The organism is Pelagovum sp. HNIBRBA483 (genome assembly GCF_040931995.1).
GTDB lineage: Bacteria > Pseudomonadota > Alphaproteobacteria > Rhodobacterales > Rhodobacteraceae > JAEPMR01.
This window is the reverse complement of record NZ_CP162412.1, coordinates 430,642-450,608: the sequence shown is the minus strand read 5'-3', so window position 1 is coordinate 450,608 and position 19,967 is coordinate 430,642. Positions and strand designations below refer to the sequence as shown.

Annotated in this window: 20 protein-coding genes; 11 read left to right on the top strand and 9 right to left on the bottom strand. The window is 57.1% G+C overall.

Annotation, left to right across the window (positions count from 1 at the left end; genetic code table 11):
• The first annotated feature begins 34 nt into the window (after nucleotides 1–34).
• Entirely contained in the window at nucleotides 35–1,057 is a 1,023-nt protein-coding gene (locus AB1E42_RS02245) for an aspartate-semialdehyde dehydrogenase (RefSeq protein WP_368345377.1), read from the top strand.
• Between the two features lie 547 nt (nucleotides 1,058–1,604).
• Here the strand turns inward: AB1E42_RS02245 and AB1E42_RS02240 are convergent.
• On the bottom strand, nucleotides 1,605–2,255 hold the full coding sequence (locus AB1E42_RS02240) for a carbonic anhydrase (protein WP_368345376.1): 651 nt from the start codon (nucleotides 2,253–2,255) through the stop codon (nucleotides 1,605–1,607).
• A gap of 142 nt (nucleotides 2,256–2,397) precedes the next feature.
• Between AB1E42_RS02240 and AB1E42_RS02235 the strand changes: the two genes are divergently transcribed.
• Nucleotides 2,398–3,777 carry a M17 family metallopeptidase gene (locus AB1E42_RS02235; protein ID WP_368345375.1) on the top strand — a complete coding sequence of 460 codons (1,380 nt, stop codon included), beginning with the start codon at nucleotides 2,398–2,400 and terminating at the stop codon, nucleotides 3,775–3,777.
• A 10-nt stretch (nucleotides 3,778–3,787) separates the two neighbouring features.
• On the opposite strand, the gene AB1E42_RS02230 is transcribed toward AB1E42_RS02235, so the two are convergent.
• Nucleotides 3,788–4,129, bottom strand: coding sequence for a DUF2794 domain-containing protein (locus AB1E42_RS02230; protein ID WP_368345374.1), 342 nt, complete (start codon nucleotides 4,127–4,129; stop codon nucleotides 3,788–3,790).
• Between the two features lie 233 nt (nucleotides 4,130–4,362).
• Nucleotides 4,363–4,653 (bottom strand): I78 family peptidase inhibitor, encoded by a 291-nt coding sequence (locus AB1E42_RS02225; RefSeq protein WP_368346350.1) that lies wholly within the window; start codon nucleotides 4,651–4,653, stop codon nucleotides 4,363–4,365.
• Nucleotides 4,654–4,759: 106 nt separating this feature from the next.
• On the opposite strand from AB1E42_RS02225, the gene AB1E42_RS02220 reads away from it, so the two are divergent.
• Nucleotides 4,760–5,872: an S-(hydroxymethyl)glutathione dehydrogenase/class III alcohol dehydrogenase gene (locus tag AB1E42_RS02220; RefSeq protein WP_368345373.1), complete on the top strand. Its 1,113-nt coding sequence runs from the start codon at nucleotides 4,760–4,762 to the stop codon at nucleotides 5,870–5,872.
• A gap of 54 nt (nucleotides 5,873–5,926) precedes the next feature.
• Here AB1E42_RS02220 and AB1E42_RS02215 read toward each other — a convergent pair whose 3' ends face one another.
• On the bottom strand, nucleotides 5,927–6,544 hold the full coding sequence (locus AB1E42_RS02215) for a TetR/AcrR family transcriptional regulator (protein ID WP_368345372.1): 618 nt from the start codon (nucleotides 6,542–6,544) through the stop codon (nucleotides 5,927–5,929).
• A 116-nt stretch (nucleotides 6,545–6,660) separates the two neighbouring features.
• Between AB1E42_RS02215 and mbfA the strand changes: the two genes are divergently transcribed.
• The 6 genes from mbfA to AB1E42_RS02185 all read left to right on the top strand — a co-directional run bounded on the left by mbfA (nucleotide 6,661) and on the right by AB1E42_RS02185 (nucleotide 12,671).
• The gene (gene mbfA, locus AB1E42_RS02210) at nucleotides 6,661–7,638 is read left to right on the top strand and encodes an iron exporter MbfA (RefSeq protein WP_368345371.1); all 978 of its coding nucleotides are present in this window, start codon (nucleotides 6,661–6,663) and stop codon (nucleotides 7,636–7,638) included.
• An 80-nt stretch (nucleotides 7,639–7,718) separates the two neighbouring features.
• Nucleotides 7,719–9,242 carry a 2,3-bisphosphoglycerate-independent phosphoglycerate mutase gene (gene gpmI / locus AB1E42_RS02205; protein ID WP_368345370.1) on the top strand — a complete coding sequence of 508 codons (1,524 nt, stop codon included), beginning with the start codon at nucleotides 7,719–7,721 and terminating at the stop codon, nucleotides 9,240–9,242.
• Nucleotides 9,239–10,366 (top strand): murein hydrolase activator EnvC, encoded by a 1,128-nt coding sequence (locus AB1E42_RS02200; protein WP_368345369.1) that lies wholly within the window; start codon nucleotides 9,239–9,241, stop codon nucleotides 10,364–10,366. The genes gpmI and AB1E42_RS02200 overlap by 4 nt, the downstream gene beginning before the upstream one ends.
• A 9-nt stretch (nucleotides 10,367–10,375) precedes the next feature.
• Entirely contained in the window at nucleotides 10,376–11,704 is a 1,329-nt protein-coding gene (locus AB1E42_RS02195) for a S41 family peptidase (RefSeq protein WP_368345368.1), read from the top strand.
• 5 nt (nucleotides 11,705–11,709) lie between these two features.
• Entirely contained in the window at nucleotides 11,710–12,192 is a 483-nt protein-coding gene (locus AB1E42_RS02190) for an RNA pyrophosphohydrolase (protein WP_368345367.1), read from the top strand.
• Nucleotides 12,189–12,671 carry a hypothetical protein gene (locus AB1E42_RS02185; RefSeq protein ID WP_368345366.1) on the top strand — a complete coding sequence of 161 codons (483 nt, stop codon included), beginning with the start codon at nucleotides 12,189–12,191 and terminating at the stop codon, nucleotides 12,669–12,671. Before AB1E42_RS02190 ends, AB1E42_RS02185 begins: the two co-directional genes overlap by 4 nt.
• Here the strand turns inward: AB1E42_RS02185 and rnr are convergent.
• From rnr to dapE, 3 genes are read right to left on the bottom strand one after another with little or no spacing between them, the layout of a single operon-like run.
• Nucleotides 12,668–14,950, bottom strand: coding sequence for a ribonuclease R (rnr, locus tag AB1E42_RS02180; protein ID WP_368345365.1), 2,283 nt, complete (start codon nucleotides 14,948–14,950; stop codon nucleotides 12,668–12,670). The genes AB1E42_RS02185 and rnr overlap by 4 nt on opposite strands.
• Before the next feature lie 31 nt (nucleotides 14,951–14,981).
• The gene (locus tag AB1E42_RS02175) at nucleotides 14,982–15,422 is read right to left on the bottom strand and encodes a GNAT family N-acetyltransferase (protein WP_368345364.1); all 441 of its coding nucleotides are present in this window, start codon (nucleotides 15,420–15,422) and stop codon (nucleotides 14,982–14,984) included.
• Nucleotides 15,419–16,567, bottom strand: coding sequence for a succinyl-diaminopimelate desuccinylase (dapE, locus tag AB1E42_RS02170; protein ID WP_368345363.1), 1,149 nt, complete (start codon nucleotides 16,565–16,567; stop codon nucleotides 15,419–15,421). The genes AB1E42_RS02175 and dapE overlap by 4 nt, the downstream gene beginning before the upstream one ends.
• 223 nt (nucleotides 16,568–16,790) lie before the next feature.
• On the opposite strand from dapE, the gene AB1E42_RS02165 reads away from it, so the two are divergent.
• Nucleotides 16,791–17,870 (top strand): Hint domain-containing protein, encoded by a 1,080-nt coding sequence (locus AB1E42_RS02165; protein WP_368345362.1) that lies wholly within the window; start codon nucleotides 16,791–16,793, stop codon nucleotides 17,868–17,870.
• Here AB1E42_RS02165 and AB1E42_RS02160 read toward each other — a convergent pair.
• The gene (locus AB1E42_RS02160; protein ID WP_368345361.1) at nucleotides 17,864–18,211 is read right to left on the bottom strand and encodes a hypothetical protein; all 348 of its coding nucleotides are present in this window, start codon (nucleotides 18,209–18,211) and stop codon (nucleotides 17,864–17,866) included. The two genes, AB1E42_RS02165 and AB1E42_RS02160, sit on opposite strands and share 7 nt — an antisense overlap.
• 194 nt (nucleotides 18,212–18,405) lie before the next feature.
• Between AB1E42_RS02160 and AB1E42_RS02155 the strand changes: the two genes are divergently transcribed.
• Nucleotides 18,406–18,984 (top strand): Hint domain-containing protein, encoded by a 579-nt coding sequence (locus AB1E42_RS02155; protein WP_368345360.1) that lies wholly within the window; start codon nucleotides 18,406–18,408, stop codon nucleotides 18,982–18,984.
• Between the two features lie 104 nt (nucleotides 18,985–19,088).
• Here AB1E42_RS02155 and dapD read toward each other — a convergent pair whose 3' ends face one another.
• Nucleotides 19,089–19,916 (bottom strand): 2,3,4,5-tetrahydropyridine-2,6-dicarboxylate N-succinyltransferase, encoded by an 828-nt coding sequence (gene dapD / locus AB1E42_RS02150; protein WP_368345359.1) that lies wholly within the window; start codon nucleotides 19,914–19,916, stop codon nucleotides 19,089–19,091.
• Nucleotides 19,917–19,967 lie beyond the last annotated feature (51 nt).

The window sequence follows — 19,967 nt, the reverse complement described above, 5'->3', positions numbered from 1 at the left end:
AAGACGCGCCCGTCTCAATGAAGGAGCAAAGCCAATGGGCTACAAAGTCGTCGTCGTCGGCGCCACGGGTAATGTGGGTCGCGAAATGCTGAATATCCTCGCCGAGCGCGAGTTCCCTGTGGATGAGATCGCTGCGCTGGCCAGCCGAAAATCTCTCGGCACTGAAGTCAGCTTTGGCGACAAAACCCTTAAAACCCTTGATCTCGATGCATTTGATTTCACGGGCTGGGATATCGCGCTTTTTGCCATCGGCTCTGATGCAACCAAGACCTATGCCCCGAAAGCAGCGGCGTCAGGTTGCGTTGTGATCGATAACTCGTCGCTCTACCGCTATGACCCCGATGTGCCTCTTATCGTTCCCGAAGTTAACGCAGATGCGATTCACGGCTATTCGAAGAAGAACATCATCGCCAACCCCAACTGTTCGACCGCACAAATGGTAGTGGCTCTCAAGCCGCTGCACGACCGCGCCAAGATCAAGCGCGTCGTCGTATCGACCTATCAGTCCGTGTCCGGCTCAGGAAAAGAGGCGATTGACGAACTTTGGGATCAGACCAAAGGCATGTATGTCCCGGGTCAGGAACTTGCACCTTCCGTTTACCCTAAGCAGATTGCGTTCAACGTCATTCCGCACATCGACGTTTTTCTCGACGATGGCTCCACCAAGGAAGAGTGGAAAATGGTCGCCGAAACCAAAAAGATCATCGACCCGTCGATCAAGGTCACAGCAACCTGCGTGCGGGTTCCGGTGTTCGTCGGCCACTCGGAAGCGATCAATATCGAGTTCGAGGATTTCCTCGATGAAGAAGAAGCCCGTGACATCCTGCGCGAAGCTCCGGGAATCATGGTAATCGACAAGCGGGAAAACGGCGGCTACGCGACGCCAGTAGAATGTGTTGGCGATTTCGCAACTTTCATCAGCCGGATTCGCCAGGACAGCACCATTGAAAACGGTATCAATCTCTGGTGCGTCTCCGACAACCTCCGCAAAGGCGCGGCGCTGAATGCCGTCCAAATCGCTGAGGTGCTTGGCCAGAAAGTACTGCAAAAGGGCTAAGCGACCCTTCCACGAAATACGAAACGCCCGCCAAATGGCGGGCGTTTTTGATTCCGCGATGCCGAGTCGCCAAAAACACTTTTTACGAGAATCAATTGGCGCCCCCCGAAGATGGAATCTCTAAAATGACCCTACTCAACCCGCAAAAGACCCTAAAAAATACATCTTTAGAATATGTTTGCGATACGAATGTTCGAAAAAACATTCCTTTGAGGAAAAGACAGCGCCGCTCGAACTCGGGTACATTTTAAGGGTGAGATGATCTTCCCCCAACCCAGATCAAATCACGCTTAAGTCGAAGTCCCGGGCCTGCTGCTTGCCCCCCCAAACTTTCCCTGCAGGTGAGTGGTGGCCCGGGATCAACAAATGGAATGATCCGATGTCCTTGACCCAAAAAGCGCGCAACGGCCGCGTTCACGCACTCAAGACTTTGGCAGCGCGCCCACTCAAAACAGTCGCGCGGCGCGGCAACCTGCGCCTTCTCAAAGCATAAAATTAGCCAGAAATATATTGCAACAAGGCCGCGCTAAATGCGCGGCCTTGTGCATTAATGAACCGGTTCGAACTTTCCAGTTTCCGGTTGATAGCACTCCACCGTGCCTTCCCCGATATCATTCCAAAGCCCATGCAGGCTCATCATTTCGTTTTCCACGGCTTCTCTGACAAACGGAAAAGTCATCAGGTTTTCGAGGGACACAAGAACAGCTTCTTTTTCCAACGTGCTTTGCCTCATCTCATCGTCACCCTCAGGAAGGCGCTCATAACCTGGCCGCAAAATATCCATCCAGCGCCCGATAAAGCTTGTTTTTTCGTCCAGCTCCGGCGCGCGGCCTGAGCACATCTCGTAGCATCCCCGCACGCCACCGCAGCTTGAATGCCCAAGCACGATCAAATGCGCGACCTTCAATGAATTGACGGCATATTCAACCGCCGCAGAAGTGCCGTGGTACTCGCCGTCAGGGTTATAAGGCGGAACGAGGCTCGCAATATTGCGGTGAATAAAGAACTCCCCTTGATCTGCGCCAAAGATCGACGTCACATGAACCCTGCTATCACAACAGGAAATCACCATAGCGCGCGGATGTTGTCCGATCTCGGCCAAGCGCTTGTACCATGCGCGATTGTCCGAATAATTCGTTGCCCGCCAGCCCAGATAGCGTTTCGCCAAATAGTCGGGAAGGGGTTTGGCATTCTTCATTTCAACATCCAACTTTGTGCTTTTCCAATTGATACGCAGCTTTCTTCTCGATTTCGAGAGCTTTCCCACGCCGTATAGCTCTTGCGACCATCTAATTGGTCGTTACTCTCGTCACTCGAAACTTCTTCCTTCAAGGCTTATCATGATTGCGACCTTCGCTGCTCCTTCTGCCAACGACATCCCTCTCCACGCCGTTCAATCCGCTGATCTCGAAAGTTTCTTCGCGGCTTTGCCGAGCCGGCAAATGGCGTGGATTCAGGGGAACGGATTTACCGCACGTCTGGGTCAAACCATCACTATCCCGGATGCTCACGGAAACGTCTCCGCCGCTGTAGTCGGATTGGGCGATGCCAAAGCCCGCCTCCGAACAAAGTTTGGCGCCGCAAAGGCTGCGTCGCATCTGCCTGCCGGCACCTATGCGCTTTCTGGCGACATCTCGCAGGAATTAACGACCGAAATCGCGCTCGGCTGGCTCTTTGAAGGATACCGCTTCTCCCGCTACCACGATCAGGAGAAGCCCAAAGCCCGCCTCGCAAGGCCAATCGGCATTGACTGTGACCGGCTCGAGGCCATTGCCGCAGGCGAATTTCTAACCAGAGATCTGATCAACACACCTGCCTCGGACATGGGACCAGACGCATTGGAAGCCGCTGCCCAATGCTTGGCTGAAAAGTTCGGGGCGAGTTTCTCAGCCATTCGCGGGGATGATCTGCTTGAACAGAACTTTCCAATGATCCACACGGTCGGGCGCGCCGCCGATCGGGCGCCTCGGCTTATCGAATTGAATTGGGGCTCCACCGGCCCCGCTGTTACGCTTGTTGGAAAGGGCGTTTGTTTCGATACCGGCGGCCTCAACCTCAAGCCCGGCTCATCGATGGGGTTGATGAAAAAGGACATGGGCGGCGCAGCAACGGTCCTCGGTCTTGCGCACATGATCATGGCACTCGCCCTTCCGATACGCCTGCGCGTCCTTGTCCCAGCCGTCGAAAACAGTGTCGCAGGTAACGCCTTCCGACCACAGGACATCCTGACCTCGCGCAAGGGTCTGACAGTCGAAATCAATAACACCGATGCCGAGGGGCGCTTGGTTCTGGCCGATGCATTGGCGCTCGCAGACGAAGCCGACCCCGATCTGGTGATCTCAATGGCCACGCTGACAGGCGCTGCTCGGGTCGCCGTCGGCGCAGATATCGCACCATTTTTCACTGACGATGATCAAATCGCAGCCGAAATTAGCACCGCAGGAGCGCAGAGCCTCGATCCCGTTTGGCGGCTCCCACTACACCCTGCCTATGAGAGCATGATCGAACCCGGTATTGCCGATCTCGACAATGCACCATCCGGCGGCAAAGCAGGCGCAATCACGGCCGCTCTTTTCCTCCGGCGCTTTGTCGATGCACGCTACGTTCATTTCGATATCTTTGGCTGGCAGCAAGCCCCCGCACCCTCAAGGCCGAAAGGCGGCTTTGGCCAAGGCGCGCGGGCACTTCTCGACTTTTTGGAGGGTATGGCCAAGGGTTGAGAAGGAGGCGTTAATTCTCTACCGCACGGATCAACTTGCGCTCCAAGACACGCAGAACTTGGCGCAAGTCATCCCCGCGCTTAAGTACCTGCCCGTCCATGCCAATAACCGCGTATTGGCCCTGTCTTAGGCGTAGTTTCGGGCGCTTTTCAATGCGGTACAAAGCATGCTCCGCTGTGCGCCGGAACACCGAGAAAACCGCTACGTCCCGCAAGCACGAAATACCGTAGTCGCGCCATTCACCGGCAGCGACCATCCTGCCATAGAGGCCGAGCACGATCGCCAATTCGGTCCGATGAAACGCGACCTGCTCATGTCGGCCAGTGAAAGGAGGTACCATCTGTACAGTCATGCCCCTAGACTTGCGCCGATGACCAGACAAATCAAGCCGCCTCAAGCTCGCCTTAATTTTTTCACAATCAAGCCCCGATCCGCTCCAAGCCCTGCCGCAATACATCTTTAGCAAGAGAGTCGAGCGATATGCTTACTCGGCGGGGCGTCATCATTGCCCCCACCCAGTGCGCCTCGTCGAGATATCGCTAAAATGCTAGCCTCCGCGCCCCAACACGCGGAGGCGAAGCTTTTTCAACCACAAGAAATGCGCGCAATCACATTCTGCCCGTTGATGTGAAAGTTCAGGCGCGTCGGCAGAAAATCCATCGTCACAAGAGAATCAGGGCGGATCACGCGCACCGGCTGAAGAATGAGCGTTCGCTCAAGGTCAGTCGCATGCGCGCCTATCAATGATGAGTGCTGTGCCGCATTACAAGTGTCCTGCTCCGCGCTCGGTAGCGCCGGAAGCACCGCCATGGTCTGACATGCGGCCAACATTATCAAAATGCAAATTGATGAAACTATCTGTAGTGAACGGCGCATTTCCAATCTCCTCCGCGAACGAATATGCGATCAAGGTAGAAACTCTATGGTTGATCGCGCTATCCGTTTCAGCGACCTTACCATAGTTATTCGAGGGAGAAGTTTTATGCGTACAAAAGCCGCCGTCGCACTCGCCGCTGGCAAACCGCTGGAAGTCATGGAGGTCAATCTGGACGGCCCCCGCGCAGGCGAGGTTCTCGTGGAAATCAAAGCCACAGGCATCTGCCACACAGATGAATTCACGCTCTCAGGTGCTGATCCCGAAGGCTTGTTTCCAGCCATTCTTGGGCACGAAGGTGCTGGCGTGGTGGTCGAGGTCGGCCCCGGGGTCACATCTCTGAAGCCCGGCGATCACGTCATCCCGCTCTACACGCCCGAGTGCCGCGAGTGTGAATATTGCCTCAACCCCAAAACGAACCTCTGCCAGTCAATTCGTAGCACCCAAGGCCAAGGCTTGATGCCTGATGGCAGCTCGCGCTTTTCGACACTCGATGGCGATCCGATTCTCCACTACATGGGCTGTTCGACCTTTTCCAATCACACCGTCCTGCCGGAGATCGCCTTGGCAAAGGTGCGAGAGGACGCTCCTTTTGACAAAATCTGCTACATCGGTTGTGGCGTCACTACCGGCATCGGGGCGGTTATCAACACCGCCAAAGTCGAAATTGGCAGCCGCGCGATCGTCTTTGGCCTCGGCGGTATTGGCCTGAACGTCATTCAAGGCCTCCGCCTTGCAGGCGCTGATCAAATCGTCGGCGTCGATATCAACGCCGACAAAAAGCCGATGGCAGAACGTTTCGGCATGACCGATTTCGTCAACCCGACAGAGGTTGACGGCGATCTTGTCGCCTATCTTGTCAACCTCACTAAAGGGGGCGCGGATTACACGTTTGATGCCACTGGCAACGTTCAAGTGATGCGTACCGCACTCGAGAGCGCCCACAAAGGCTGGGGCGAGTCGATCATCATCGGCGTTGCACCCGCCGGAGCCGAAATTTCCACACGCCCCTTCCAGCTTGTGACGGGGCGTAGCTGGCGCGGCACGGCCTTTGGCGGCGCAAGAGGCCGGACCGATGTGCCTAAGATCGTCGACTGGTACATGGAAGGTAAGATCGACATCGACCCGATGATCACGCATCAGCTGTCATTAAATGACATCAACAAGGGCTTCGATTTGATGCACGCCGGCGAGTCGATCCGCTCGGTCGTCGTCTACTAAGCACCGACTGATACACGTCTTGCGATTCGGGGCCATCGGCCCCGAATTTTCGTTTCAGGATGCAAAACGCGCCAAGAATGTTTTCACAGCTTCGCTCGATACCTCAGCAATTTCGTCGTCCGTGAAATCGGTTCGAATGCCGAAAACCAGTTGCGGCCACAGTAGCGCCTGGCAAAGCTCCGAAAACTGATCTGCCGCCAATTCAAAATTCGTTATGCGCAGTTCGCCACGCTCCGCCGCCGCTTTGAAGAACTCCACAAGGCGCCGCTGTCCCATGAGCGGCCCCGCTTCATAAAATTCCCGCCCCAGTTTAGGAAACCGCTCCGCTTCCGCCACACAAATGCGAAAGATCTTGATCGAGAACTCAGAAAGCGTGAATCGCAAAATCTGCTCCGCCACAAAGTAGAGAACATCAGCAGCCGGCGCGCCCACATCAATGCTGGCCGCAGCACCGTCAGCCATAAGCTTGCACTCGCTGCGCACCACCTCGACGAATAGCTGCTCCTTGTCGGCAAAATAGCTATATAGCGTTGCCTTCGAAACCCCCGCAACGCGTGCGATCTCATCCACGCCAGCCCCCTCGAAGCCTCGCGAAAGAAAGACCTCCCGCGCGCCATTGAGCACCTCGTCAAATTTGCGCCCGCGTTTCGGTTGTTCTGAGCTGTGTGGCATTTGATCTCCTTTAGCCACAACCTACCGGCAACAGCGTTACCCCAGCAAGCAATTCGAATCCCCACTTGAAGCAATCAAAAAATTGAATAGTTTAGAATTATTCTAAGGAGTGTAACATGATCCCTGGTATCGGAAACCGCAGGAATTTCGGTGATTTGAGCGAGCAGGAAATCCTTGCGCTTGCGATTTCTTCCGAAGAGGACGACGCCCGCATATATCGCTCTTATGCCGAACGCTTGCGCGCGGAGTTTCCCGCAACCGCCAATATCTTTGACGGAATGGCCAAGGAAGAAGACGAACACCGCCGCCGCCTGATCGAGTTGCATGACCAACGCTTTGGGAAGGTAATTCCCCTGATCCGGCGCGAGCACGTTTCCGGCTTTCACACTCGCCGTCCTGTCTGGCTGATCGAAAACCTAGGCCTTGAGCGCATCCGCGAAGAGGCCGCGCAAATGGAGCGCGACGCCGAGCGATTCTACCGTGCAGCCGCAGCCCGCACCAGCAACACAGACACCCGTAAACTCCTTGGTGACCTTGCTGCCGCCGAAGCAGGGCACGAGAAGGCCGCCCAAGAAATGGAGCAATCACTTATCGATGACGATGCCATCGACCATGAAAACAAGGCAGCGCATCGCCAGTTCGTTCTAACATGGGTCCAACCCGGCCTTGCGGGGTTGATGGACGGCTCTGTCTCTACGCTCGCCCCGATCTTTGCCACGGCCTTCGCCACCCAAAACACCGAGACGACCTTCCTCGTAGGACTCGCGGCCTCCATCGGCGCGGGCATATCAATGGGCTTCACCGAAGCCGCTTCAGATGACGGGCAGATTTCCGGTCGCGGCAGCCCGACCAAGCGCGGCATTGCCGCAGGCGTTATGACGACCCTCGGTGGGCTGGGCCATGCCATGCCCTACCTCATTCCTGATTTCTGGACCGCGACGATCACCGCAATCATCGTTGTTTTCATCGAACTTTGGGCGATTGTCTGGATTCAGAACAAATATATGGATACGCCCTTCCTCCGCGCGACGTTCCAAGTCGTTCTTGGCGGCGCGTTGGTCTTTGCTGCAGGCGCCCTCATCGGCGGCGGTTAGGGGTACAATTTTCTGTGCTCCCTGTTCCAAGCAGCGCGTAACCACTGTAGAACTGCGCCAAACTCTAAGGAGCCACCCAGATGACCATCCCGAAGCCAGTTGTTCTTTGCATTCTTGATGGCTGGGGCAAGCGCGCGGACAAGATCGCCAACGCCACTCTATTGGCCAATACGCCCACCTTTGATAAGATCGTGGCCACCTGCCCCAATGCAGAACTTATCACTCATGGTCCCGACGTTGGCCTCCCCAGCGGTCAAATGGGTAATTCGGAGGTCGGTCATACTAATATCGGCGCCGGTCGGACCGTTGCGATGGATCTCGGCCAAATTGATCTCGCAATCGAAGATGGTAGCTTCGGCGCAATGCCCGCGCTCCAAAGCTTCATCGCCACGCTCAAAGAGACTGGCGGTACGGCACATCTTATGGGTTTGGTGTCCGATGGCGGGGTCCACGGTCACATTACCCATATTCGCGCAGCTATCGCTGAACTGACCGCTGCGGGCATTCCTGTCATTTTACACGCTATCACCGATGGCCGCGACGTTGCGCCCAGCTCCGCCAAGAAATTCATGGCTGAACTGGTCGCCACCCTCCCCGAGAACGCGACTATCGGAACGGTCATTGGCCGATACTACGCGATGGACCGCGACAATCGCTGGGAACGGGTCGAAACCGCCTATAGGGCCATCATGCAAGGGGCAGGCGTCACATCTGCACAGGACGCGCAATCTGCGATTTCGCAAGCATATGAAGCAGGAAAGACAGACGAATTCATTGAGGCAACGTGCATCGGCACCTACGCAGGCGTCCAACAAGGCGATGGTTTCTTTTGCCTGAATTTCCGCGCCGACCGTGCGCGCGAACTGCTTGCAGCAATCGCGGATCCTAACTTCGACGGCTTCGAACGCGGCGATGTCACGGCATTTTCCGCCCATCTCGGTATGGTCGAATATTCTGACCGTCATAATGACTGGTTCGCGACCGTTTTCCCGAAGCGCGCAATCAACAACACGCTCGGTTCGTGGGTGGCACAGCATGGCCTCACCCAATTCCGCCTCGCTGAAACCGAGAAATACCCGCATGTCACGTTCTTTCTCAACGGCGGCAAAGAGACCCCCGAAGTGGGCGAAGACAGGCATATGCCCAAATCCCCGAAGGTTGCCACCTATGATTTGCAGCCAGAAATGTCCGCCGCAGAAGTCACCGACCATTTTGTTGCTGCAATCGAAAAGGGCTATGACCTGATCGTGACCAACTACGCCAATCCGGACATGGTCGGTCACACCGGCGATCTCGAGGCCGCGATCAAAGCCTGCGAAGCGGTTGACCAAGGCCTTTCCCGTGTCCTTGCAGCGCTGAAAAAGGCAGGCGGTGCCATGATCATCACCGCCGATCATGGCAACTGCGAGGTTATGGTTGATCCCGTAACCGGCGGCCCCCACACGGCGCATACGCTCAGCCCGGTTCCTGTTGCCGTCATAGGGGCTCCAGAGGGTACAGAACTTCACAACGGTATTCTGGCAGACCTCGCTCCGACAGTTCTGGATCTTATGGGCCTCGACCTACCACCAGAAATGACCGGCCGCAGCCTAATGAAAAAATGAGAAAAATAACCGCGATCGTGGCTGCGGTCGGGCTATCCGGCCCCCTTTTTGCGCAGGGTGCTGATCCTGCCGAGATGGCAGCCGAGGCATCAAATCGGCTAAAAAATGCATCCGAGATTCTCGATAGGGCTGAAACTGGATCGGAGCGTGTCGAGGCCCTTACCGAGGCAATCCGTGCCTATGAGGACGGTTTGGCAGCCTTACGCGACAGCGTGCGCCGCGCCGCAACGCGCCAAGCAACGCTCGAAGCTGATCTCCACGCCCGCGAACAAGATGTGACCCGCTTGTTGGGCGTATTGCAGACCCTTTCCCGCACACCCCAATCTGCGCTGCTCTTACACCCTGACGGCCCCGCTGGGACTGCCCGCTCCGGATTGCTCCTCGCAGACGTCACCCCAGCGATACAACAGGAAATCAACACTCTCACTCAAACACTCGAAGAGCTTGAAATCCTTCAGGCACTCCAGCGTGACGCCGAGACAACCGTCCTTGATGGCTTAACCGGGGTTCAACAAGCACGCGCCGAATTGAGTGACGCCCTCGCTGACCGCCGCGATCTGCCGAGGCGGTATTTGGAGGATCCGATCAAAACAGCGCTTCTTTTGGCCTCGACCGAAACATTGGACGCTTTTGCAGCGGGTCTTGCTGAATTGTCCCTACCAAGCCCCGAATCCGAAACGCCCAACGCCGCCGATCTCAAAGGCACCCTCCCGCTGCCAGTGAACGGAACCGTCCTGCGCAAATCCGGCGAGGCCGATGCTGCCGGAAATATCCGACCGGGCATTGTCATCGCAGCACGCCCGCAGGCGCTCGTCACCGCGCCAACCGCAGCTACAGTGCGTTTCTATGGCGAACTGCTCACATACGGCAATGTCGTGATACTTGAACCTGCGCCAGATGTCCTGATGGTCCTTGCGGGCCTTGGCGACATCTATGCAGAGGTCGGCACAGTCTTGCCGCAAGGGGCTCCCATCGGTCTGATGGGCACCGATCACGAAGCAACAAACGCAAATTTGACTGAAAATTCGGTTCTCGCACCTGTCCCTTCCACACAAACCCTTTATCTTGAGGTCAGGGAGGGGCATGGTCCGGTCAATCCCGCTCTCTGGTTTGCATTCGAGTAAGGAAATCTGATGAAGAAATTTGCCATCGCCGCCATTTCAGGCTCGATCCTCGGGCTGTTGGTAACAACGCAGATTGCCGGTCCTTTGATTGCGCAAGAGGATCGCAGCAACTCGACTGTTTACGAACAACTTGATCTCTTCGGTGATATATTTGAACGCATCCGCGCCCAATATGTCGAAGAGGTTGACGCCCCCGATTTGATCGAAGCCGCAATTAACGGCATGCTCACTTCGCTCGACCCGCATTCCAGCTACCTATCGCCGGAAGACGCCGCAGACATGCGCGTGCAAACGCGCGGCGAGTTTGGCGGCCTCGGTATCGAAGTGACCCAAGAAGACGGCTGGGTAAAGGTCGTTTCCCCGATGGATGGCACACCAGCTGACGCCGCCGGAATTCTCGCAGGTGACTTCATCACCGCTGTTGACGGCGAAAGCCTCCTCGGCCTGACACTGGACGATGCCGTCGAAATGATGCGCGGGCCGGTCGGGTCCGAGATCATCATTACAATCGTGCGTGACGGTGAAACCGAGCCGTTCGATGTCTCGATCATCCGGGACACGATCAAGCTGACCGCCGTGCGTGCCCGCACCGAGGACCGTTCGGTCATCCTGCGCATCACCACGTTCAATGATCAAACGATGAGCAACCTCGAAGATGGCTTCAACGAACAGGTCGAAGCAGCAGGCGGCATGGATGCGATCAACGGCATCGTCCTTGATCTGCGCAATAACCCCGGTGGCCTTCTGAATCAGGCGGTTTTTGTCTCAGACGCCTTCCTCGACGCGGGCGAGATCGTCTCTACCCGTGGCCGCGATCCGCAGGATGGCGAACGCTTCAACGCCACACCCGGCGATATCAGTGAGGGCAAACCGATCGTGATCCTTGTCAACGGCGGCTCCGCCTCCGCATCCGAGATCGTGGCCGGCGCGCTTCAGGATCACCGCCGCGCAATCGTGGTCGGCACCAAATCCTTTGGTAAAGGGTCGGTTCAAACCGTGATGCCCTTGCGGGGCGATGGCGCAATGCGTCTTACAACAGCGCGGTACTACACGCCGTCAGGCCGCTCGATTCAGTCCTTGGGTATCCAGCCGGACATCATCGTCGAGCAACCGCGTAACCGCAACGTGGCCGAGGAGGAAGAGTCACCCCAACGCCGCTCCGAGGCTGATCTCCGCGGCGCGCTTGACAATGACAGCCTTTCAGAAGACGAGCGCCGTCAGATCGAGGAGGACGCCAGCCGTGCCGAGGCTACTGCCGCCCTTCGTGAAGAGGACTATCAACTCGCATATGCAATCGACATTCTGCGCGGCCTGAGCGCACTAGGCCCGGGTAACTGATCCTAATGTCGCCAGAAGAAATTGCCAATCTGCCCTACCGCCCATGCGTGGGTGTGATGCTCGTCAACGCGGCGGGGCAGATTTTCGTCGGTCAGCGCCGTGATCGCTTCACCGACGCATGGCAAATGCCGCAAGGCGGCGTCGACGAAGGCGAAAACCCACGCGACGCAGCCTTGCGCGAGCTATGGGAAGAAACCGGCGTAACGGCTGATCTCGCCAACATCGAAGCCGAGACAGCCGACTGGATACCTTATGACCTGCCGCATGACGTGGTGCCCACGATATGGAATGGGCGCTTTCGCGGACAAAAACAAAAATGGTTCTTGCTCCACTTCCACGGCACGGATGACGATGTGAACATCGCCACAGAACACCCCGAATTCTCCCGCTGGAAATGGTGCGAAAAGGACGCGCTCGTGGGTTCGATCGTTCCGTTCAAACGCGCAGTTTATGAAAAGGTCATCGCCGAATTCGGTGATCTGATTTGATCAGGCTGCTGGCGACGGCGCTGCTCTTTCTGGCCCAAACACTTCCGGCCAGTGCCCTCAGTTGTCTCCGCCCTAATCCACTTGCGACCCTACGCGCCGCGCAAGACGCTCCCGAGCCGTATGTAGCCCTGTACGGCACGCTTGATTTTGATGCCGCGCTGATGCCGCCGTACCTGTCGGGCGCACCAGTCGAAGCACCCGAGCCAGTGGCCGCAACGTTTTCCGGTCGCATCCTTGGGCAGGACGGTTTCACACATGTTATCAGCGAACACCCAATAACCCTCATCCCCGAATGCGCCGCCAACTGGTGTGGAGGGACAGAACCCGCAACACCCAGCCTCATCTTCGCTGAGGTGACGGAACAAGGCTGGCGCGTCACGCTCGCGGCCTGCCCTTTCTGGCTTTTCTCAAACCCGCCGCGCGCAATATTGGATAGCATCGCCACATGCGCCACCGGCGGGGAATGTACAGCGCCTTAGCGCCGCGTCCGCTTTACCTTTCGCGCGGTCTTCTCCGCTTTCTTCTTGGCAACTGCCTGCTTGCGCTTAGGCGGCGCACCCTTCGCCCGCCTTGGCTTGCCCCGCCCGCGTCCGCGCGCGCTGCCTGCCGGAATCGCTTTTTCATCCAGCGTGACAAGCTCGACGATAAGACCACCCGTCACCGGCGCGGCCTCCACGATCTTCACAGTTGCACGCTGGCCAATTGAAATAACGGTCCCGCTGGAATTGCCGATCAGTGTCAGGCTTTCAGCATCGAAATGAAAGTACTCATCCCCAAGATTGCGCATCGGGATCATACCGTCCGCGCCGGTATCATCGAGCTTCACAAACACGCCAAATCTGGCAATCCCGCTGATGCGGCCAGGCATTTCCGTGCCTACTCTGTCAGAGAGGAACGCCGCGAGATAGCGATCGGTCGTATCCCGCTCGGCCATCATAGAGCGGCGCTCGGTATTGCTGATATGAGTGGCAGTGTCGGCCAGTCTCTCGATCTCTTCTGGGGCAAGCCCATCATCGCCCCATCCATGCGCCGTGATCAATGCGCGATGCACAATCAGGTCCGAATATCGCCGGATAGGTGAGGTGAAATGCGCATAATTGCGCAGCGCCAGCCCGAAATGACCATAGTTCTCAGGGCTGTAATAAGCCTGCGTCATCGACCGCAGCGTTTGCAGGTTGATCAGCTCGTCATTCGGCGTGCCCTCCGCCTGCTGCAACAGTTTATTCAAATGGCTGGTGTGCAAGACCTGCCCCTTAGCCAATGTAAGTCCGGCCGCTTGCACCACTTCTCGCAGAGCATCCAGCTTGTCGGGGTTGGGCTCCTCATGCACCCTGAAAAGCAAAGGCGTCCGTTTCTTGATCAATGTTTCTGCTGCGGCAACGTTCGCCAACACCATGAACTCTTCGATCAAGCGATGGGCATCTAACCGCTCTTTGAAATTCACACTTTGCACGACGCCAGCGTCGTCAATCTCGATCCTGCGTTCAGGCAGATCCAGTTCCAGCGGCTGGCGGCGGCTCCGCGCTTTTTTGAGCGCCTCATATGCCGCAAAAAGAGGGCGAATAACCGGCTCCATCATCGGCGCTAAACGGTCCGTTGGCGCACCGACCATACCGGCTTGAACCTCTTGATAGGTCAACGACGCCCGCGACCGGATCAGACCACGCAAGAATTGATGATCAATCTTGTTGCCAGAGGCATCAATCCGCATCCTGACGGCAATGCTGGCCCTCGGAACATCTTCGTGAAGCGAACACAGATCGCCTGAAAGTCTGTCCGGCAACATCGGCACAACCCGGTCAGGGAAATACGTCGAATTACCCCGCTTTCGGGCCTCGCGGTCCAGCGTGCCGCCAAATCGCACATAATGCGCGACATCGGCAATCGCGACCCAAACGACAAAGCCACCCTCATTACGCGGATCGTCATCATGCTGCACCAGCACCGCGTCGTCCCGATCCCGGGCATCGGCCGGATCAATCGTCACAAAGGGCAGATCGCGCAAATCCTCGCGCCTTTTCAAACCAGCAGGTTTGCACTTGTCGGCCTCGGCCAACACCTCTTCGGGGAAGTGATCAGGGATGCCATGTTGATGAATCGCAATCAGCGATACCGCTTTGGGCGCCGTCGGATCGCCGAGCCGGTTCGCCACACGAGCTTTCGGCAAACCAAGCCGCCCCTTGGGGCCTACTTGCTCAACCTCGACCAACTCGCCGTCCTTGGCACCACCTTCCGCACCAGCGGGAACCACCCACTGGCGGTCCTCTTTCTTATCAATCGGTAGGATACGCCCGCCTTCGGAACTTGCGCGGAAGATCCCAAGGCTCCGCTGCGGACCGCCACCAATTTTCCGGATCAACCGCCCCTGATAGCCATGATCCTCATCCTCAACCTTCGTCAGCCGCGCCAGAATGCGATCACTCTGCCCCAGAGATGGGTCACTCTCGCGCAAAATCATCAGAATGCGCGGCCTTGCTCCCTTTCCACCCCATTCCAACGGGCGGGCAAAAAGGTCGCCATCGGCATCGCCATCTTCCACCTGAAGCACCGCAACGGGCGGCAATTCATCCGCATCCCTGTAAGAGGAACGCCGCTTGGCCAACAGCCCTTCTTCCTCCATTTCCTTGAGCACACGCTTCAGATCAATGCGCGCAGCACCTTTGATGCCAAATGCCTTGGCAATATCGCGCTTTGCGGTTTGGGTTGGATTATCGGAAATCCATTGCAGGATTTCGGCTTTGGAAGGAATGCGTGTCATAGTGCTGCCGTATCACGGGCCAGCGCCAAGGTCATGCGGTAAAGAGCGGCAGCCGCATCATCACATGGGGGATACCGGCATCGTCGAACTCGGGCCCGTAAGCGGTGTACCCGAGCTTATCGTAAAAACCGATCGCGCTCACCTGCGCACCGAGCTTCATCTCGCGAATACCGTCAATTCCGCGAAACACTTCCTCTGCCTTGCGCATCACCGCAGCGCCAAGCCCCGTACCCCGCGCCTCGCGCAACACGCAAACACGCCCCACCTTGCCAGTATGCCCGTCGCAGCGCAGCCGCGCGGATCCCATCGGCTTTCCGTCTACTGTGGCAAGTAAATGGATGGAGCTATCATCAAGCCCGTCCATTTCCTCCTCTTCCGAGACGCCCTGCTCCTCGATGAAGACCTTGCGCCGCAACATCAGGCAGGCGTCGAGGTCTTTGGTCACTTCAACCACGATCTTTGACGCGCTCATGCGAAATACTCCCTAAGAATGCGCGTATAAATCGACTTCAATTGCGCAATCTGCTCCACCTTCACCCGCTCGTCGACCTGATGCATGGTCTTGCCCACAAGGCCGCATTCAACAACTGGACAATGCGACTTTACAAAACGGGCATCCGACGTGCCGCCAGACGTCGACGCTTCGGGCCGCCGTCCTGTCTCAGCCTCAACGGCGTTGATCACCAGTTCCGATAGTTCACCGGGTGGTGTAATGAAACTCTCACCCGAGATTTTGACCCGCATTGAAACATCAAGCGCAAATTCCGCGGCGACCCGATCGACTTCCTCTTGCATCCAGTCCGTCAACGACGCTCCGGTGTGCAGATCATTGTACCGAATGTTGACCGCTGCGCGGCAGCTGGCGGGGATCACGTTCGTTGCCGGATTGCCGGTATCAATCGTCACCACTGCCAAAGTGCTCGGATCGAAATGCGCTGTCCCCTGATCCAGCGGATGGCTTGCCAACCGGTCCATCAATCGTGCCATCGCGGGGAGCGGATTGTTAGCGCGATGCGGATAGGCGGAGTGCCCCTGCTCCCCAGTGACCGTAAACCATGCTGTCATCGATCCGCGGCGCCCGATCTTAATGGCGTCACCCATTTCATCAGGGCAAGTCGGCTCGCCAACCAGACAATCGGTCATGCTCTCGCCATTTTCCGCCATCCAGTCGAGGAGCGCGGTCGTCCCGTCGATAGCATCACCCTCTTCATCCCCCGTTATCGCGAGGATGACCGCCCCATCCGGTGGCATCTCTCGTACAAAATCCACCGCGGCAGCAGCGAATGCCGCTACGCCGGACTTCATATCAGTGGCGCCACGGCCATAAAGATAGCCGTCCTTAATAATTGCGCCGAAGGGCGGCACCGTCCATGCCGCCTCATCGCCCAAGGGCACGACATCTGTGTGGCCATTAAACCCGAAGCTACGGTTTGCGCCCCTCCGCCCCCACCGTGCGAAGAGGTTGCTAACCCCACCCCTATCGACGCGCGTGCACTCAAAGCCAGCTTCCGATAGCAGCGCCTCAAGTAGCACAAGCGCCCCGCCCTCATTCGGCGTAACAGATGGGCAGCGGACCAAAGCAGCCGTAAGCTCAACGGGATCAACGGGTTTGTTCATATGCGTCTCCTTTGTCCATCGAGTTACCTGCACAGACGCCCCGATGCAACGCGCCTGCACTCAGTCCCGCAAGCGAAAAAATCACTCAACTTTTGCGTGAAAATGGGTATAAACAAGCATCAAAGTGCGCCGAAGCGCCAGACGAGGCAGAGTTGAAGAGCAGAATAACCGGTTCCCGCACCGTTGCTGCACCTTTGGTCGCCCCCGCATCAGGGAGGCGCGTATGATGGCTTGGCTTGGTCTAAGCGACGAGTTCGCATCCTTTTTCAGTGTGCGCGGGCTGGACAGCACTGCCCAGCCACGCCGGCCAAACGCCACAAATACGCTTCTGACCAGCGGAACATTATTGTTCGAACACCGTTTCGACCCAGAAAACACCGCTTCACCGATCGCCAAATTCAGCCTTGCGGCGCCTTGGCGTGAAAGTTTCTCGTTACAGATGTCCCCCTCTGGCGATTTGGATCTCTTTTGGCGGCGAGAAACAGAAACCCGCCATGTACATCTGGCCACCGGCTTCGACAAAGTCAGCGAAACCCTCACGATTGCAATCGTTTGGAATGCTCCCGCCCGAGCGGGACTTGTATCCGTGATGTGTCGGGAAAGCGGTAGATTGATGCAAGAAACCTTCGCCAATCCCTTCCCACTTGCGATCATCACCGCTGAAAGTCTTTTCAGGCATTCCGCCCTGGAGTTAGGGGCCAGCACCCGCTTTGCAGCGCTCGCTGACACTGTAGAACCCTGCGGGCCAATCGCCACCATCGGCACGACGGGTATTATCGAAACTCCCTCCGGTCATAGCCGGATTCTTGATCTCAAAGCTGGTGATCCGATCTTTACAGCGGAAGGTGACATCGCCACCGTTCGCTGGATTGGGCAGCAACAGCTGCCTGCGCGTGGCGCATTCGCACCGTTGATGATGCGCGCACCCTACCGCGGCCTTCGGGAGGATCTGCTAATCGCGCCCTCTCAAGGATTGCGGCTTACAGGCTCACGGGTTGAATATAACTTCGGTGACGAAGAGGTGCGCGCTGAAGCACGCTATCTCCTAGACGGCAAATCCATCGTCCGCGCCAACAAGCGGTTACTGGTGGACTATGCCCAGCTTGTCCTCGACCGTAGCGCCCTCTTGCGCGTGTCAGGTACCGAGCTTGAAGCCTTTGATCCCTATCGCGTCCTGATCGGTGGCCAACAAGCATTGGCCAACTCCTTAATCTCGACACTACCTCAAGCACTCTTCCCACCGCGCCGCAAAATGGCAGGGCGAACGATCCGCCAATACGAGGCGCCAGCCGTAACTTACTGAACTGCCCCGTCTTGGTCGTCGTAGAAGGGGGTCATCTGCGCAACGATCACACTGTTTTCTTCTAGCGCGCGCTTCATAAGCTCCTGCTCTTCGTCATTGATGTCATGTCCTTCGGCAAGCCGCTCTTCCAACGTCCCGTAGCCGGAAACATCCAACGGAGCCAAATCCGCCTGCTTCAAAATGGCAACGGTTTCACGAACGGCCTCAGCTTCATCAACACCACTTGCGTAACACATCAATGCCGCGCCGGTCGCCCCATCCGGAAGGCCATCCCCTTGCTTGCGCCCAACCTCAACGAGCAAAGTATACACCTGTTGTTTGTTTTTTGTGGATTCGGCCATGTGCATTCTCCCGTTTTGCACCTGCCCTGCCCGTCCTTTTCAATGCCGTCAAGTACAGCCTAAGCGCAAATACACTCCATAAGTATATTTTGATTAACCCTTAGGAACCCAAAACGATCCTTCCGGTAACGGACTCGGGCGAGCGTTTCCTCTAAATTAAATCTCAAGGCGATCTGAGGGGGGAGTATCTGCAAATGGCTCGTGACTTTGTATCGATTACCGGTTGCGCCGTAGCCGCATCATCGACAATTCTGACCCTCGCTGGCTGTGTCGCCGCCCGTGACCTGCGCCCCGGCGATCGGGTAATCACCCGCGATCACGGCGCACAGACGTTGCGTGACATCGAATTTTTTGCCGCCCCGCAGGGCTCCACGGCTATCGCCATCCCTGCAGGTGCGATCGGCAACAATACCCGAACCATCGTCGCCCCTTCACAGCGCATTTTACTGCGCAACGTACAGGCGGAGCTCTACTTCGGTGAGAGCGAGGTACTCGTCAACGCCGAAGATCTAGTCGGTTTCCGCTCGATTGAAACAACCGAAGCCCCTTCGTTCGGCTTCGTCCGGCTTGAATTCGACACACCTGAAATCATCTATGCCGATGGCCTTGAGATCGAAAGCAGCGCCCTCACATCATTCGAATGGGCAGGTGACCCACTGATGTCTCGCCTCGGCCTAACAGTCTCCGGCATGCCCCTTCCGCCGCGTCCGGTACTCGAAGCACATGAAGCGCAACTGCTGGTCGGCAGCGAAACCTTTCAAGCTGCAGCCTAAGTTCCCCCGAGGAAGGACCCGAGCCTTCCGCCCCAAAGCAGGGTCACCTGCTAGATCTCAAGCCCCGGCATTTCCCTTTGCCGGGGCTTGATTTTCTAACAACCTCAGTCGCGCAACAACTCGTTGATGCCAGTTTTGGAGCGCGTCTTCTCATCCACGCGCTTTACGATCACGGCACAGTAAAGGTTGATGTTGTTCTTGGACGGCATCGACCCCGCAACGACGACCGAATATGGCGGCACCTCGCCGTACATGACCTCACCGGTTTCGCGGTCCACGATCTTGGTGGATTTGCCGATGAACACGCCCATGCCAAGAACAGAGCCTTCCCGAACGATACACCCTTCCACAACTTCAGAACGCGCGCCGATAAAGCAGTTATCTTCAATGATCGTCGGCCCCGCCTGCATAGGCTCCAGCACACCGCCGATGCCAACACCGCCCGAAAGATGGACGTTTTTGCCGATCTGGGCACATGAGCCGACAGTTGCCCATGTATCGACCATCGTTCCTTCATCGACGTAGGCGCCCAGATTGACAAATGACGGCATCAGGACAACGCCCGGCGCGATATAGGCAGACTTGCGCACCACGCAGTTAGGAACTGCACGGAAACCGGCGGCTTTCCACTGATTTTCGCCCCAGCCCTTGAACTTGCTGTCAACCTTGTCCCACCAGCCACCGGCCTGTGGGCCACCCTCATGTGGCTCCATATCCTTGATACGGAAACCAAGCAGAACGGCCTTCTTGGCCCATTGATTAACGTGCCATTCGCCTGTCTCGCGGCGCTCGGCGACGCGCAGCTTTCCGCTGTCGAGGGCATTAAGCGTATCCTCAATAGCTTCGCGGGTTTCGCCAGTTGTGGCGGGTGTGATCTGATCGCGGGTTTCCCACGCGGCTTCGATGGCAGCTTCAAGTTGCGCGTTTGACATGATTTCTCCGGATTGGCAGTCGTCATTGGGTTCGGGCGGCTATAGACTAAA